11 protein-coding genes and 3 tRNA genes are annotated in these 14,797 nt (G+C 34.3%); 6 read left to right on the plus strand and 8 right to left on the minus strand.

Annotation, left to right across the window (positions count from 1 at the left end; genetic code table 11):
- Positions 1–141 precede the first annotated feature (141 nt).
- Together ACVX3R_RS09105 and ACVX3R_RS09110 are read left to right on the plus strand one after the other, a co-directional pair.
- Entirely contained in the window at positions 142–1,764 is a 1,623-nt protein-coding gene (locus ACVX3R_RS09105) for an ATP-binding cassette domain-containing protein (RefSeq protein WP_458794956.1), read from the plus strand.
- 61 nt (positions 1,765–1,825) lie between these two features.
- Complete coding sequence (locus ACVX3R_RS09110) at positions 1,826–4,369, plus strand: YfhO family protein (RefSeq protein WP_458794957.1); 2,544 nt, start codon at positions 1,826–1,828, stop codon at positions 4,367–4,369.
- A gap of 30 nt (positions 4,370–4,399) precedes the next feature.
- Here ACVX3R_RS09110 and ACVX3R_RS09115 read toward each other — a convergent pair whose 3' ends face one another.
- On the minus strand, positions 4,400–7,054 hold the full coding sequence (locus ACVX3R_RS09115) for a YhgE/Pip family protein (RefSeq protein ID WP_458794958.1): 2,655 nt from the start codon (positions 7,052–7,054) through the stop codon (positions 4,400–4,402).
- 128 nt (positions 7,055–7,182) lie between these two features.
- Between ACVX3R_RS09115 and ACVX3R_RS09120 the strand changes: the two genes are divergently transcribed.
- Complete coding sequence (locus tag ACVX3R_RS09120) at positions 7,183–7,725, plus strand: TetR/AcrR family transcriptional regulator (RefSeq protein WP_458794959.1); 543 nt, start codon at positions 7,183–7,185, stop codon at positions 7,723–7,725.
- Positions 7,726–7,764: 39 nt separating this feature from the next.
- On the opposite strand, the gene ACVX3R_RS09125 is transcribed toward ACVX3R_RS09120, so the two are convergent.
- The 7 genes from ACVX3R_RS09125 to rlmH form a co-directional block, all read right to left on the minus strand.
- A tRNA-Asn gene (locus ACVX3R_RS09125) sits at positions 7,765–7,838 on the minus strand.
- Between the two features lie 5 nt (positions 7,839–7,843).
- A tRNA-Glu gene (locus ACVX3R_RS09130) sits at positions 7,844–7,915 on the minus strand.
- Between the two features lie 51 nt (positions 7,916–7,966).
- The gene (gene comE / locus ACVX3R_RS09135; protein WP_458794960.1) at positions 7,967–8,719 is read right to left on the minus strand and encodes a competence system response regulator transcription factor ComE; all 753 of its coding nucleotides are present in this window, start codon (positions 8,717–8,719) and stop codon (positions 7,967–7,969) included.
- The gene (gene comD / locus ACVX3R_RS09140; RefSeq protein WP_458794961.1) at positions 8,716–10,035 is read right to left on the minus strand and encodes a competence system sensor histidine kinase ComD; all 1,320 of its coding nucleotides are present in this window, start codon (positions 10,033–10,035) and stop codon (positions 8,716–8,718) included. Before comD ends, comE begins: the two co-directional genes overlap by 4 nt.
- Positions 10,036–10,055: 20 nt before the next feature.
- A complete protein-coding gene (comC, locus tag ACVX3R_RS09145) occupies positions 10,056–10,181 on the minus strand; it encodes a competence-stimulating peptide ComC (RefSeq protein ID WP_000799678.1) in 126 nt (41 codons plus the stop codon).
- Positions 10,182–10,348: 167 nt separating this feature from the next.
- Positions 10,349–10,422, minus strand: a tRNA-Arg gene (locus ACVX3R_RS09150).
- A gap of 43 nt (positions 10,423–10,465) precedes the next feature.
- Complete coding sequence (gene rlmH, locus ACVX3R_RS09155; protein WP_458794962.1) at positions 10,466–10,945, minus strand: 23S rRNA (pseudouridine(1915)-N(3))-methyltransferase RlmH; 480 nt, start codon at positions 10,943–10,945, stop codon at positions 10,466–10,468.
- A gap of 177 nt (positions 10,946–11,122) precedes the next feature.
- On the opposite strand from rlmH, the gene ACVX3R_RS09160 reads away from it, so the two are divergent.
- From ACVX3R_RS09160 to dnaA, 3 genes are all read left to right on the plus strand, one after another.
- Complete coding sequence (locus ACVX3R_RS09160) at positions 11,123–12,313, plus strand: S1C family serine protease (protein ID WP_458794963.1); 1,191 nt, start codon at positions 11,123–11,125, stop codon at positions 12,311–12,313.
- Positions 12,314–12,370: 57 nt separating this feature from the next.
- Entirely contained in the window at positions 12,371–13,129 is a 759-nt protein-coding gene (locus ACVX3R_RS09165) for a ParB/RepB/Spo0J family partition protein (protein WP_458794964.1), read from the plus strand.
- 279 nt (positions 13,130–13,408) lie between these two features.
- On the plus strand, positions 13,409–14,707 hold the full coding sequence (dnaA, locus tag ACVX3R_RS09170; protein ID WP_458795690.1) for a chromosomal replication initiator protein DnaA: 1,299 nt from the start codon (positions 13,409–13,411) through the stop codon (positions 14,705–14,707).
- Positions 14,708–14,797 lie beyond the last annotated feature (90 nt).

Consider the following 14,797-nt stretch of genomic DNA (forward strand, 5'->3'; position numbering starts at 1 on the left):
CAGAAAATTATTCAAATCAAACAACTAACTCTTTGTAAATAAACCTGTAAACTTAATTGACATAAAATTGACAAACAAAAATTTGAATATTTCTCTCTTTTCTAGTAGAATAAATGTATTACACATTATAGGAGAAAAACATTGCTTACAGTATCTGATGTTTCACTACGTTTTAGTGATCGCAAACTTTTTGATGATGTCAATATCAAATTTACAGAAGGAAATACATACGGATTAATTGGTGCTAATGGTGCTGGGAAGTCTACATTCTTAAAAATCTTAGCTGGTGATATCGAGCCAACAACTGGTCACATCTCTCTTGGTCCAGATGAACGTCTCTCTGTTCTCCGTCAAAATCATTTTGACTATGAAGATGAGCGAGTTATTGATGTCGTCATTATGGGAAATGAAAAACTTTACAACATCATGAAAGAAAAAGATGCCATTTACATGAAGGAAGATTTTTCCGATGAAGATGGTGTTCGTGCAGCCGAACTCGAAGGTGAATTTGCCGAACTTGGAGGTTGGGAGGCAGAAAGTGAAGCGTCTCAATTACTTCAAAACCTAAACATTCCAGAAGAATTGCACTATCAAAACATGAGCGAATTGGCCAATGGTGAAAAAGTGAAGGTTCTCCTTGCTAAAGCACTTTTTGGCAAACCAGACGTTCTTCTCTTGGACGAGCCAACCAATGGGTTGGATATCCAATCAATTGCTTGGCTAGAAGACTTCTTGATTGACTTTGATAACACCGTTATCGTTGTATCCCATGACCGCCACTTCTTAAACAAAGTGTGTACACACATGGCCGACCTTGACTTTGGAAAAATCAAACTCTATGTCGGAAACTACGACTTCTGGAAGGAATCTTCTGAGCTTGCTGCTAAATTGCTAGCAGACCGTAATGCCAAGGCAGAAGAAAAAATTAAGCAATTGCAAGAATTCATTGCTCGATTCTCTGCTAATGCTTCTAAATCAAGACAAGCAACGTCTCGTAAAAAAATGCTTGACAAGATTGAATTAGAAGAGATTGTGCCATCTAGTCGTAAATACCCATTTATCAACTTTAAAGCAGAACGTGAGATTGGTAATGATCTCTTGACAGTAGAAAATCTAACTGTAAAAATTGATGGTGAAACTATCCTAGACAATATTAGTTTCATCTTGCGTCCAGGTGATAAGACAGCTCTTATTGGACAAAATGACATCCAAACGACTGCATTAATTCGTGCAATTATGGGTGACATCGACTATGAAGGAACTGTCAAGTGGGGAGTTACTACTAGCCGTTCTTACTTGCCAAAAGACAACTCGGCTGATTTTGCAGGAGGAGAGTCAATCCTTGACTGGTTGCGTCAATTTGCAAGTAAAGAAGAAGATGACAATACCTTCCTACGTGGTTTCCTTGGTCGTATGCTCTTTTCTGGTGATGAGGTTAACAAACCTGTAAACGTCTTGTCAGGGGGAGAAAAAGTACGTGTCATGCTTTCAAAACTCATGCTCCTGAAATCAAATGTACTTGTACTTGATGATCCAACTAATCACTTAGATTTGGAATCCATTTCAAGCTTGAACGATGGTTTGAAAAACTTTAAAGAATCAATCATCTTTGCCAGTCATGACCACGAATTTATCCAAACTTTGGCAAACCACATCATTGTTTTGTCTAAGAATGGCGTCATCGATCGTATTGATGAAACCTATGATGAATTCTTAGAAAATGCAGAAGTACAAGCAAAAGTTAAAGAACTTTGGAAAGACTAAATAAGACTTCAAAACTCAGTTGGATTAACCAACTGAGTTTTCTATCATTCTACGAGGTAACATGAAATCATTTTTTAAAACATATTGGACCTATTTTGTCTCTTTCATTATTCCTTTAGTAATTATGTTAGGAGTATATCTATCTCAGGGTATCTACTGGAATAGCGATACATCTCCACTATTAGGAGACGGTTTCCATCAATACGTTATTTTTGATGTAGCTTTACGAAATATTTTACATGGAAATGGCAGTTTGTTTTACACCTTTACAAGTGGCCTCGGACTGAATTTCTATGCTCTATCTAGTTATTACTTGGGTAGCTTTCTTTCACCTCTGGTTTACTTTTTTAATCTGTCGAATATGCCAGATGCTGTTTATCTAACGACTCTATTAAAATTTGGATTGATTGGTCTGTCAACCTTCTTTAGTTTGAATAGATTATTTAAAGATATCCCAAAATTTTTAAAACTGGCTTTATCTACTTCCTATGCTTTAATGAGCTTCACTGTCAGTCAGTTAGAGATAAAAACCTGGCTAGATGTTTTTATCTTGATTCCTTTAATTATAACTGGTTTACACCTACTTATAACACAAAAGAAGCGCCTACTATACTTTACAAGTTTGTCAATCTTATTTATTCAAAATTACTATTTTGGGTATATGACAGCATTGTTTCTTATTTTCTGGTATCTCTGCCAAATTTCTTGGGACTTTAAAACTCGAAAATCATCTTTTCTTGATTTTGTTGTTACCTCCTTTTTAGCAGGAATGGCTAGTTTGATTATGACTCTTCCTACACTGTTTGATTTACAAACTCATGGTGAGAAGTTGACTGCCATCACAAAATTAAAGACAGATAGTAGCTGGTATCTGGATATTTTCGGAAAACAATTCATTGGATCTTTTGATACAACTAAGTATGGATCTATACCAATGATTTTTGTTGGATTGCTTCCTTTTATTTTGACCATTCTATTTTTCACAATAAAATCCATAAGGTTTCACGTGAAACTTACCTATGCAATTTTCTTTACTTTTTTAATAACAAGCTTTTACATAGAAGCACTTGATTTATTTTGGCAAGGGATGCATACCCCAAATATGTTTTTGCATCGCTATGCTTGGATTTTTTCTACTCTGTTAATTTATACTGCAGCAGAAGTCTTAAATCGTCTGAAAGAACTGAAGCTATGTAATCTATTTGTCTCACTTTTTCTTGTACTAACAGGATTTTTGGCCACAGTCTATTTTAAATCACACTATTCTTTTTTAACTGATTTGAATATCCTACTCACTCTTGAATTTCTACTGGTTTATGCTCTTTTACTTCTTGCAGTCATTAGAAAATTTATCTCTGTAAATCTATTTGCAATTCTTTTGTCTTTATTTATAACAGCTGAGATAAGCTTAAATGCATCATCTCAAATGGAAGGAATAGCTAAAGAATGGGCCTTTGCTTCTCGTATCGCCTATAATAGAGATATCACCGCTATGGAATCCATTCTAAACCAAATTGACAATCCATTTACACGTACTGAGAAACTGCAAATTCAGACTGGAAATGACAGTATGAAATTTAACTACAATGGAATCTCTCAATTTTCGTCTGTACGAAATCGTTCAGCTAGCACTAGTTTGGACAAACTTGGATTCAAATCCTCTGGAACCAACCTCAATCTCCGTTATGCTAATAACAGTCTTTTAGCAGATAGTTTATTTGGAATCCAGTACAATATTTCTGAAACTTCACTTGATAAGTATGGCTTTCAAGAGATTTATCAAAAGGATCATTTAACCTTATATAAAAATCAACTCTCTTTACCCATTGCCTTTGCCACTCAATCTATTTACACAGATGTAAACTTTAACAATCATACTCTGGACAATCAGGCTTTATTTATAAACCAGCTTGCTAATCTCAACTTGGATTACTTCTCCCAAATAGCATATGATAAAACAGATAATTCTGAAGGTTTAACAAGTATCACAGGTTCTGCGAATGAAGATGCAAAGATTGATTATCAAATTGAGGTTCCTCAAAATAGTCAAGTATATCTCTCTTTTTCAAATCTTCATTTTACAAACGATAAACAAAAGAAAGTTGACATCCTTGTCAATGGAGAAAAGAAGACTTTTACAACTGACAATACCTTTAACTTCTTTAATTTGGGTTATACTGAAGAACAAAAAACTTTCAATATCAGTGTTAGCTTCCCTGGAAATTCTCAGGTATCATTTGAATCTCCAGCCTTCTATCGTTTAGATACTCAGGCTCTTACTGAGGCAATCCAAAAAATTAAAGAACAACCTGTGGAAGTATCCACCTCTAAAAATAAAGTCTTTGCTACATATGAAGTAAAACAAGATACCTCTATTTTCTTCACTATTCCTTATGACAAAGGTTGGTCTGCATACCAGAATGGGAAAAAACTTGAAATCAAGCAGGCTCAAACTGGTTTTATGAAAGTTGATGTTCCAAAAGGAAAAGGCACCATTACACTTTCCTTTATTCCCAATGGTTTTGTTATTGGAGCAGTCTGCTCAGTAACTGCACTTCTTCTTTTTGGAATCTATAATCACAGACAAAATTTATCTAAGACATAAAAAGATTGACCAATTCCTTGGTCAATCTTTTTAATCTTCTTCCATTTTCTTAGGTTGATAAGCTAGCATACCTAAAGTAGTAAAGAAAGCTAGTGTTATAATAAGGAAAATCACTTGGTGATGAATATTTCCTGTCATAGAGATTGTTTGTCGTAAACCTGATACAGAGTAACTCATTGGTAACCAAGGATTGACACCCTTAAAGAAGTCATTTGTCAAAGCAAGGGGATAGGTCCCTGCACTTGATGCTAACTGTAATAAAAGTAAAATAAGAGAGAAGAAAGCTCCTATACGGCTATTCCAAGTTGTTAAAGCTGTCACCATAGACATGAAAGCTAAACTTGTGATTATAATTAGAATCAAGGTCCTCATCTCATGGTTTGCAGTCAATCCAATAAGATGGACACCTCCATAAACTAAAACACCTGCTAAGACAGCTATAATCCCATTTATTTCAGAGCGAGACTTCAACCAAGCCCAACGACTCTCTGGATGACGTCCAGAAGGCAACTTAGCAAAAATCATATTGGTAGATATAGCAGCAACAAAAAGAGCAACTGATATCATATAAGGAGCCATGGCAATCCCATTTACAGGAACTTGGTCATTGTCTGTTTTTGAGAGAACTAGAGGATCAGATAATGTTTCTGCATTTTCAGATTCTGTTGATGCTGATTTAAGTTGATTGTTAGCATTGCCTAATCCTTGTCCTAATGAATCAACTCCTGTCTGTAAATCTTCAAGACTAGAGGTTAAGGTTGTTCCACCATCTGCTAGTTTTCCAGCACCATCTGCAATCTTCATAGCGCCACTTCCTAGTTGAGATGCTGCAGAAAGTAACTGTGTTGATTTATCTGTTAATTGACCAGAGCCAAATTGTAATTTAGTAAGACCTGCTATTAGCTCTGGACTCTTATTATTCAATTGAGCAGAACCAGATGACAAACTTTCTATACCTGATACTAATTCTGGAGTTTTTCCAGCTAGCGCATCTACTCCAGCTGTCAAGGTTGATGTGTTTTCTGTCAACTTACTTGATCCAGAAACTAATTGATCCAGACTAGTTGTTAAACTTACATTCTTTTCACTTAGTTGATTAGCACCTATAGAAATAGTATCCAATCCTTTGGTATAGTTTACAACTCCTTTTTCAATTGACTGACTTCCAGGAACTAACTGATTGTCTACAGTAGTTTGTAATTTTGTAAATCCATTTGACAATGTTGTCAAGGAGCTAGATGCTACAGGTAAGAGTTGATTTGCTTTCGTCTGTACATCAGATAGATTAGTTACTTGTTGTTCTGAATTCTCTATACTTTCTTTTAATCCTCCTACTGTCGTTAAAATTGTTTTTGCTGACTCAATAGTAGAATTAGAATTTTTAGAAACAGCTTCTGTCAGTTCTTTCTTTTGTTCCTCTGTGAGAGATTGATAAGTAGCTGTTGATTGAAGGTTAGCAATAGTTTTCTCTTGTTCTGTCTGACTTTTGGTCACAATATCCTGAGCAAGAGTCGTTAGATTTGGCAAAGCTTCTGACAATGTACCTTTCAGTTGAGTATTATCTGATATTGTAAGAGCTTGTAGTGTTTTATTTAGTTCTCCTAGACTAGTTGCCAATTGAGCTATTTGTTCATTCTGTTGAGATGAGGAATTCAGTTGATTTGAAATTTCTTTAATACCAGTATTTAATCGCTCCATTCCATCTCTTAGTGCATCTGATTGATTTGATAATTGACTTGTTCCATTAGAAAGTTTTTCTACACTACTTGTATAAGCATTTACACCAACTGAAAATTGATTGAGACCTGTATTCAATTGTGAAACCCCACCTGTATAGGACTTTATACCTGTATTCAGCTGATTTACACCTGCCACCAATTCAGGAGTTTTTGAGGCCAATTGACCAAGTCCAGTGTCAACCTGTGAAACTGCATTTGTGTAACTTTGTAAACCACTATTAAAAGTTCCTAAACCAAGATGTAATTGCTCTATGGCAGATACATAGGCAGACAATCCCTTTGTAAATTGATTAGCTCCATTTGAAAAAGTTACACTTGAGTTAGCTAGAGTATTGAGATTTGTCGTCAATGTTTGACCTCCTTTTGCTAACTGATCGGCTCCATTAGCCAATTGTTCACTTCCATCAGCTGCTTTATTTATCCCAGACTTCAAGTCACTCATTTTTTGAAATAGTGCCTTGGTATATGTTTCAGTTACATTCGTAGAGACGGTTTGTTTTAATTGTGTCATTGCAGAATCACTCATCTTACTCGCAATAAAGCTACGGCCACTTGAAGTTTGATAATCAATTTGCATCTGTTCAGGGTGATTTGTTAGGATTGAAGTAGCTTTTTCAGATAGATCACTTGGTAAAGTCACTACCATATAGTATTCGCCATCATCTAGCCCCTTTTTACCCTCTTCTTCATTGACAAAATGAAAATCTAAAGTCTTATTTTCTTTTAAATTAGACACCATGTCTTTTCCTATAGCCATCGTATTTCCATTATAAGAAGCTTCCTTGTCATTATTAACAACTGCTACAGGTAACTCCGATACTTGACCATATGGATCCCACATTGACGATAAAAATATGATATTGTATAAAGCTGGAATAAGAGAAATTCCTATCATTACAATAATGAATGTCGGTTTTTTAAAAATTGCTTTCCATTCTTTAAACATATTTCCTCCTTTTTTTAAACATATTGTCTAAATTTTTGATATAATAGATTATACATTAAAAAATCTAAATTACAAGATAAAAAATATTTTTTTAGACATATAGCCTAAATTGTTCAAAAGGAGAAACTATGAAAGAAAGTAACAAACGATTAAAAACAAAGAGAAATATTGAAAATGCCATGGTTCAATTATTGATGGATCACCCCTTCGATCAAATTACTACAATTAAATTAGCAGAAAAAGCTGGAATTAGTCGTTCTAGCTTCTATACCCATTACAAGGATAAGTATGATATGATTGAACACTATCAAAGTAAGTTATTTCATACATTTGAGTATATCTTCCAAAAACATGCTCATCATAAAAAAGATGCCATTTTAGAAGTATTTGACTATTTAGAATCTGAACCATTATTAGCTGCTCTTTTATCTGAAAATGGTACCAAAGAAATCCAAAATTTCTTAAGAAATAAGCTTCATATCATGCTGAGCACAGATCTTCAGAAGCGCTTTATGCAACTACAACTAAATTCAATTGAATTAGAATATAGCAGCATTTATCTGACAAATGCCCTATTTGGAGTTTGTCAAACTTGGATTGCTCGTGGAAAAAAAGAAAGTCCGCAAGAAATGACAAACTTCCTTATGAAAATGCTAGGTGATGCCAACTAAGAACAAAAAAGAACACCATCTGGTGTTCTTTTTATCTAACTCCGCCAGTAGGACTCGAACCTACGACATCATGATTAACAGTCATGCGCTACTACCAACTGAGCTATGGCGGATAAAATAGTCCGTACGGGATTCGAACCCGTGTTACCGCCGTGAAAAGGCGGTGTCTTAACCCCTTGACCAACGGACCATCTATCTGTAGCAGATATAACCATTATATCAATTTCTTACTGATTGTCAATCACTTTTTAGATTTTTTCTCTAGAATATCTTTTAGTTTACGAACTTTCAAACGGGTAATGGGACAACGATGATCTTCATAAAAGACAACTTCTAAATTCTTTCGATCAATTTCTCTCACATTTCCCACATTGACAAGGAAAGATTTATGGGAGCAATAAAATCGCTGAGTATGTTTGTCCTTTTCCTGAATATCTGTCATAGTTCCATAAAACTCTTTGGCAAAATTCTTACCAATAATTCGCAATTTATGAGAAACACCTGTTGTTTCGATATACAGAATATCATGGTAAGGAATTTTCAAATCATTTCCCTTATAGTTGTAATCAAAATAGTCTACAACATCTTCGTTTTCAAGCAGCATGCTTTTGGTATAGAAGATACTCTGCTCGATGCATTTTTTGAACAATTCATCATTGATGTCCTTATCTACAAAATCTAAAGCTGATACCTGATACTTATAAGTTAAAGTAGCAAATTCAGATCGACTAGTAATAAAGACAATAATAGCATAAGGATTGTGATGACGAATAAACTGAGCCACTTCAAAGCCTTTTTTCTCGATTCCATGAATATCGATATCTAGGAAATAAAGCTGGTTCACTTCATCATTTTCGATATATTCCTTAAACTCACGAACTTTTCCTGTTGTCTTATATGAAATAGGAATATTCGATTCTTCCGAAATTTCATTTAATATTCTCTCTAGTCTCACTTGATGTTCAATAACATCTTCTAAAATTAATACTTTCATTCAAATTCCCTCTTAAATCTAATAATTTGTCTAAATGTGTTATCTTCCATCTCAGTTTCTAAAATGATATTGTCATACTTATCTAAAATCTCTTTGACATTATTAAGTCCTAGACCTCTATTTCTTCCCTTGGTAGAGAAACCTAAGGCAAATAGGTCCTCTGAAGGCGTCATAGTTATTTTGCATGAATTCTGGATAACTATAACTGTTTCAAAATCCATTTTAATGACTGCAACTTCCATTTGTTTCAAGTAACTATCTGCAGCACCTTCAACAGCATTATTTAATAGAATGCTCATAATGCGAACAAGATCAAGTAAATCCATTGACAATCTAGTAATAACATCTTTTACTTCCAATGTAAACTCTACATCATTATTTCGTGCATATACAATCGATTGAGCAATTAAACTTCGTAAAGCCGAATCTTCTATGTTGTTTAAATCAAAGTAAGTATATTTGTCTGACCTCAATTTCTGATTTGCTTTTACTAAGACCTCGTTGTAAATCCTGTCAATTTCGTGTAAATCTCCACTGTCAATCGCCATTTGCATGCTGACAAGCATCCCTGCATAGTCATGACGAAAACCTCGAATCTCATTATACAAACCCACAATCTCATCTGTATAAGTCTGTAAATACTTTTGTTCAAATTTCTTCTGCTTTAGGGCAATCTCTTTTTCAATTTGAACCTTATAAGAATTCATTGCAAAGAAAACTAACAGCAGACAGATAAAAACAATGGTTGATAAAATACTTCCAAAACTATTTAAGTGATGAATCGTACTTACTATATCTGAAACAAACAATAAGATATGCAATCCCAAAAAAGCAACTATCACTTTTTTTAAAAAAGGGTACAGATAATCTTTATCAAAATATTTTATTTCCAAATGAAAATAACGAATTATTATTAGAATAGAAAAATAAGTCATCAACAATACTACTAAAAGGAATGTACTTTTATAGTGTAATACTACTTCATCTCCTGTTATAGAAGATAAGGTTACGGATATAAAAGTATGAGAACTGTGATATAATAAAGACAATAGTAAACTGATAAAAATAGTTTTGTATTTTTCAGACTTCTTTAACTTTCTTAAATAAAGGTACACAACCAAGGGAAATAAAAATTTAGACAAAGCAAAACTATTAGAAAATACTAGTGTAATAATTTCTTCAAGTATAAAAACTGAGATACATGTGTAACAGAAAAAAACAATTTGTTCTTTTCTATTTATTTTACAAATCCATTCATAACTTTTGCTAATGATGAAAAAATAAAAAATAGCTATCCCTAATCCAAATAAATCCATTACTCTCTACCTTTATTTTATTACTTTCTTCTTGGAAAAATAAGATTACGAATTGTTTCTGAAATTCTCCAATCTCCACCTCGAATCTCCTGCAATTCTGCCTCTGTTACCTCTTTAAATTGTTCCAACTTTACTGTATTTTTCATAATTAAATCTCCTGTATTATTTTTTCTTCTTGTAAGTTAACTTACACATCTATTATACAAAATGAAGACCATGTAAGAAAAAATTCTTCCCAACTGTACATTTTTGAACCTGAAACGCACTTTTTTAAGAAAAAAGCTGGGATTTACCCCAGCTTCGTATCTAAAATTGATCCCAGCAGGATTCGAACCTGCGACCGTTCGCTTAGAAGGCGAATGCTCTATCCAGCTGAGCTATGAGACCTAACATGACCATTCTATCAAAAAACAAGAGCTAAGTCAATCTTCTATTTGTGGTAGGGAGAACCCTGCTGAATTGTAAAAGCACGGTAAATTTGTTCAACTAAAACCAATCTCATTAACTGATGTGGTAATGTCAGACGTCCAAAACTGACAGAAAGATTGGCCCTATTTTTTACAACAGGAGCTAGACCTAAACTTCCTCCAATGATAAAAGTAAGAGTTGAGTAGCCTTTGATAGAAGCCTGCTCTAGTTGCTTACTAAAATCTTCTGAAGAGAATGTTTTTCCTTCAATGGCTAGTACAACGACAAAGTCTCTTTCTCCAACTTTAGAAAGAATTCTTTCACCTTCTGTTCCCAAGATTTTTTGATTTTCTAATTCACTGGCTTTGTCAGGTGTCTTCTCGTCAGCGAGCTCAATCATTTCTAATTTAGCGAAACGTGAAATTCGTTTGGTATATTCAGCAATACCATCTTTTAAGTATTTCTCTTTCAGTTTTCCTACTGTTACAACTTTTATTTTCATTCTTCTATTCTATCATATCCACACTTCATTTCACATCTTATACACATGAAAATCATCCAAAAATACTATTAAATTCACAGAATAAGGTGAGTTATCCACAACTTGTGTAAAACTTTTAAGCTTAGATTAAGTTAATAGGTTTATAATCTTGACAAACAATAGCAAACGGAGGCGTTTATGAAACACTTACAAAAATTTTACAAAAAAGGAGTTACTTTTCTTGTAATTATTCTAATAGGATTTTTGAGTGGTGCACTAGGAAGTTTTGTAACATTGCAACTTTATCAAAAACAAGGAAATCAAGCTACAAATAATAATTCTGGCACTGTAACTCAAACATCATACAAGAATGAAAACTCAACTACTCAAGCAGTGAATAAAATTAAGGATGCTGTTGTATCAGTCATTACTTACTCTGCTAATAAACAAAGTAGTGTATTTGGAACGGAAGAATCAAATTCTGATACGGATAATCAACAGATTGCAAGTGAAGGATCAGGTGTCATCTATAAAAAGAACGAAAATGATGCTTATATTGTAACAAATACTCACGTTATTAACGGAGCCTCAAAAGTCGATATCCGTTTAGCTGATGGCACAAAAGTCCCTGGTGAAATTATTGGATCGGATACCTTCTCTGATATTGCTGTCGTAAAAATTTCTTCAGAAAAAGTTACAACAGTGGCAGAATTTGGTGATTCAAGCCAACTTAACGTTGGAGAAACAGCGATTGCTATCGGTAGTCCTTTAGGTTCAGAATATGCTAATACAGTTACACAGGGAATCATCTCAAGTCTTAATCGAAATGTTTCTCTAAAATCTGAAGATGGTCAAGCTATTTCAACAAAAGCCATTCAAACAGATACGGCCATTAACCCTGGTAACTCTGGTGGTCCTCTTGTAAATATCCAAGGACAAGTAATTGGTATTACATCAAGTAAGATTGCAAGCAATGGTGGAACATCTGTAGAAGGTCTTGGTTTTGCAATTCCTTCAAACGATGTACAAAATATCATTAAACAGCTTGAAAGTGATGGTAAAGTGACTCGTCCTGCTCTTGGAATCCAAATGGTCAATCTGTCCAACATTGGAGCTAATGATCTTAGAAAACTAAACATTCCAAGTGGGCTCACTTCAGGTGTAGTTGTTCGATCTGTTCAAAGTAATATGCCTGCAAATGGACATCTTCAAAAATACGATGTCATTACTAAAGTTGACGACAAAGAGATTACTTCATCAACAGACTTACAACATGCTCTTTACAACCATGCTATTGGAGACACTATAAAAATAACCTACTACCGTAATGGTAAGGAGGAAACAACCTCTATAAAACTAGATAAGAATTCTGGTGATTTGGAACGTTAATTGACATCAGTGTAAAGAAAACTTTACAGAAAGTAAAAGATATGTTAGTGTAGAATCATGGAAAAATTTGAAATGATTTCTATCTCTGAAATACAAAAAAATCCTTACCAACCTCGGAAAGAATTTGATATAGAAAAATTAAAGGAATTGGCTCAGTCAATCAAAGAAAATGGGCTCATCCAACCAATCATCGTTCGTCAATCTCCTGTAATTGGTTATGAAATCCTTGCAGGAGAGAGACGATATCGAGCTTCTCTCTTGGCTGGTCTGACCTCTATCCCAGCCGTTGTAAAGCACCTCTCAGATCAGGAAATGATGGTTCAATCAATCATTGAGAATTTGCAGAGAGAAAATTTAAATCCTGTTGAAGAAGCACGCGCCTACGAATCTTTAGTAGAAAAAGGATTTACTCACACTGAGATAGCGGATAAAATGGGGAAATCTCGTCCTTATATCACTAATTTTATTCGTTTACTTTCCCTACCAGAATATATCTTAACTGAAGTAGAAAATGGAAAAATTTCTCAAGCGCATGCACGTTCCCTAGTTGGTTTGGACAAAGAGCAGCAAGACTATTTCTTCCAACTAATCAAAAATGAAGACATCTCTGTGAGAAAGTTGGAAGCACTTCTTACAGAAAAAAAACACAAGAAGCAGAAAAAAAGTGATTCTTTCATCAAAGATGAAGAAGATAAATTAAAAAAACTACTAGGTTTAAGTGTAGAAATTAAACTTTCAAAAAAAGATACTGGAAAGATTGTCATCTCCTTTTCAAGTCAAGAAGAATACGATAGAATTATTAACAGCCTGAAATAAGGCTGTTCTTTTATTTTCTTAACCCACAAATTTATCCACTAATTTTTTTATCAAAAAGCCTAATGAATCAAGGAAATATCTATTTATCCCCAACCTGTGGATAAATACTGCTAACATTGTGGATTCTTTTCCACAATCTGTGGAAAAATCCTACTATCTATGGTAAAATAAGTCTAGCACTAAACTACTAAAATCATAGTAAAGGAGGAAAAATAGTTGAAAGAAAAGCAATTTTGGAATCGTATTTTAGAATTTGCTCAAGAAAGATTGACTCGATCTATGTATGATTTCTATGCTACACCTGCTGAACTCATCAAAGTAGAAGAAAATACAGCTACTATATTTCTACCGAGATCAGAGATGGAAATGGTGTGGGAAAAGCAATTAAAAGATATTATCATTGCTGCTGGTTTTGAAATTTATGATTCTGAAATCAAACCTCACTATATTTTCACTAAACCTCAGAGTACAGAGTCTCCTCAAGTAAATGATACGAATAGTGTCTCTACTTACAATTACACACCTGCACTACCAACGATTCCTTATTCTGAAACAGGATTAAAAGAAAAATATACCTTTGATAACTTTATTCAAGGTGATGGGAATGTTTGGGCGGTATCTGCTGCACTAGCTGTATCTGAAGATTTAGCTCTGACCTATAATCCTCTTTTCATCTATGGAGGACCTGGTCTTGGAAAGACTCACTTGCTCAATGCGATTGGAAATGAGATTTTGAAAAATATTCCTGATGCGCGTGTCAAGTACATTCCTGCCGAAAGCTTTATCAATGACTTTCTTGAGCACTTAAGACTTGGGGAAATGGAAAAGTTCAAAAAAACTTACCGTAGTCTTGATCTCTTGTTGATTGATGATATCCAATCTCTCAGCGGTAAAAAAGTCGCAACCCAGGAAGAATTTTTCAATACCTTCAATGCTCTTCATGATAAGCAGAAACAGATTGTCCTAACCAGTGATCGAAGTCCTAAACACCTAGAAGGCCTTGAGGAAAGACTTGTCACGCGCTTTAGCTGGGGATTGACGCAAAATATCACTCCTCCTGACTTTGAGACACGTATCGCCATTCTTCAAAGTAAAACAGAGCATTTGGATTACCATTTCCAAAGTGATACTCTGGAATACTTGGCTGGCCAATTTGATTCAAATGTTCGAGAATTAGAAGGAGCAATCAACGATATCACTTTAATTGCCAGAGTAAAGAAAATTAAGGATATCACTATTGATATTGCTGCGGAAGCTATTAGAGCACGTAAACAAGACGCCCGCCAGATACTTGTTATTCCAATTGAGAAAATCCAAACTGAAGTTGGTAATTTTTATGGAGTGAGTGTTAAAGAAATGAAGGGGACGAGACGAGTTCAAAACATCGTTTTAGCGCGTCAAGTTGCCATGTACCTAGCTAGAGAACTGACAGATAACAGTCTTCCAAAAATAGGAAAAGAATTTGGCGGAAAGGATCACACCACCGTTATTCATGCCCATGCCAAAATTAAATCACTGATTGACGAAGACGATAATTTACGTTTAGAAGTAGAAGCAATCAAAAAGAAAATCAAGTAGCTTGTGGATAACTTTTCCTTTCTTATCTTTTTTATCCACATTTTTTAAACAAGCTCCAAAGCTTGAATTTACTAAACAACACCCAGTTTT

This window comes from Streptococcus sp. 517s (assembly GCF_054445985.1).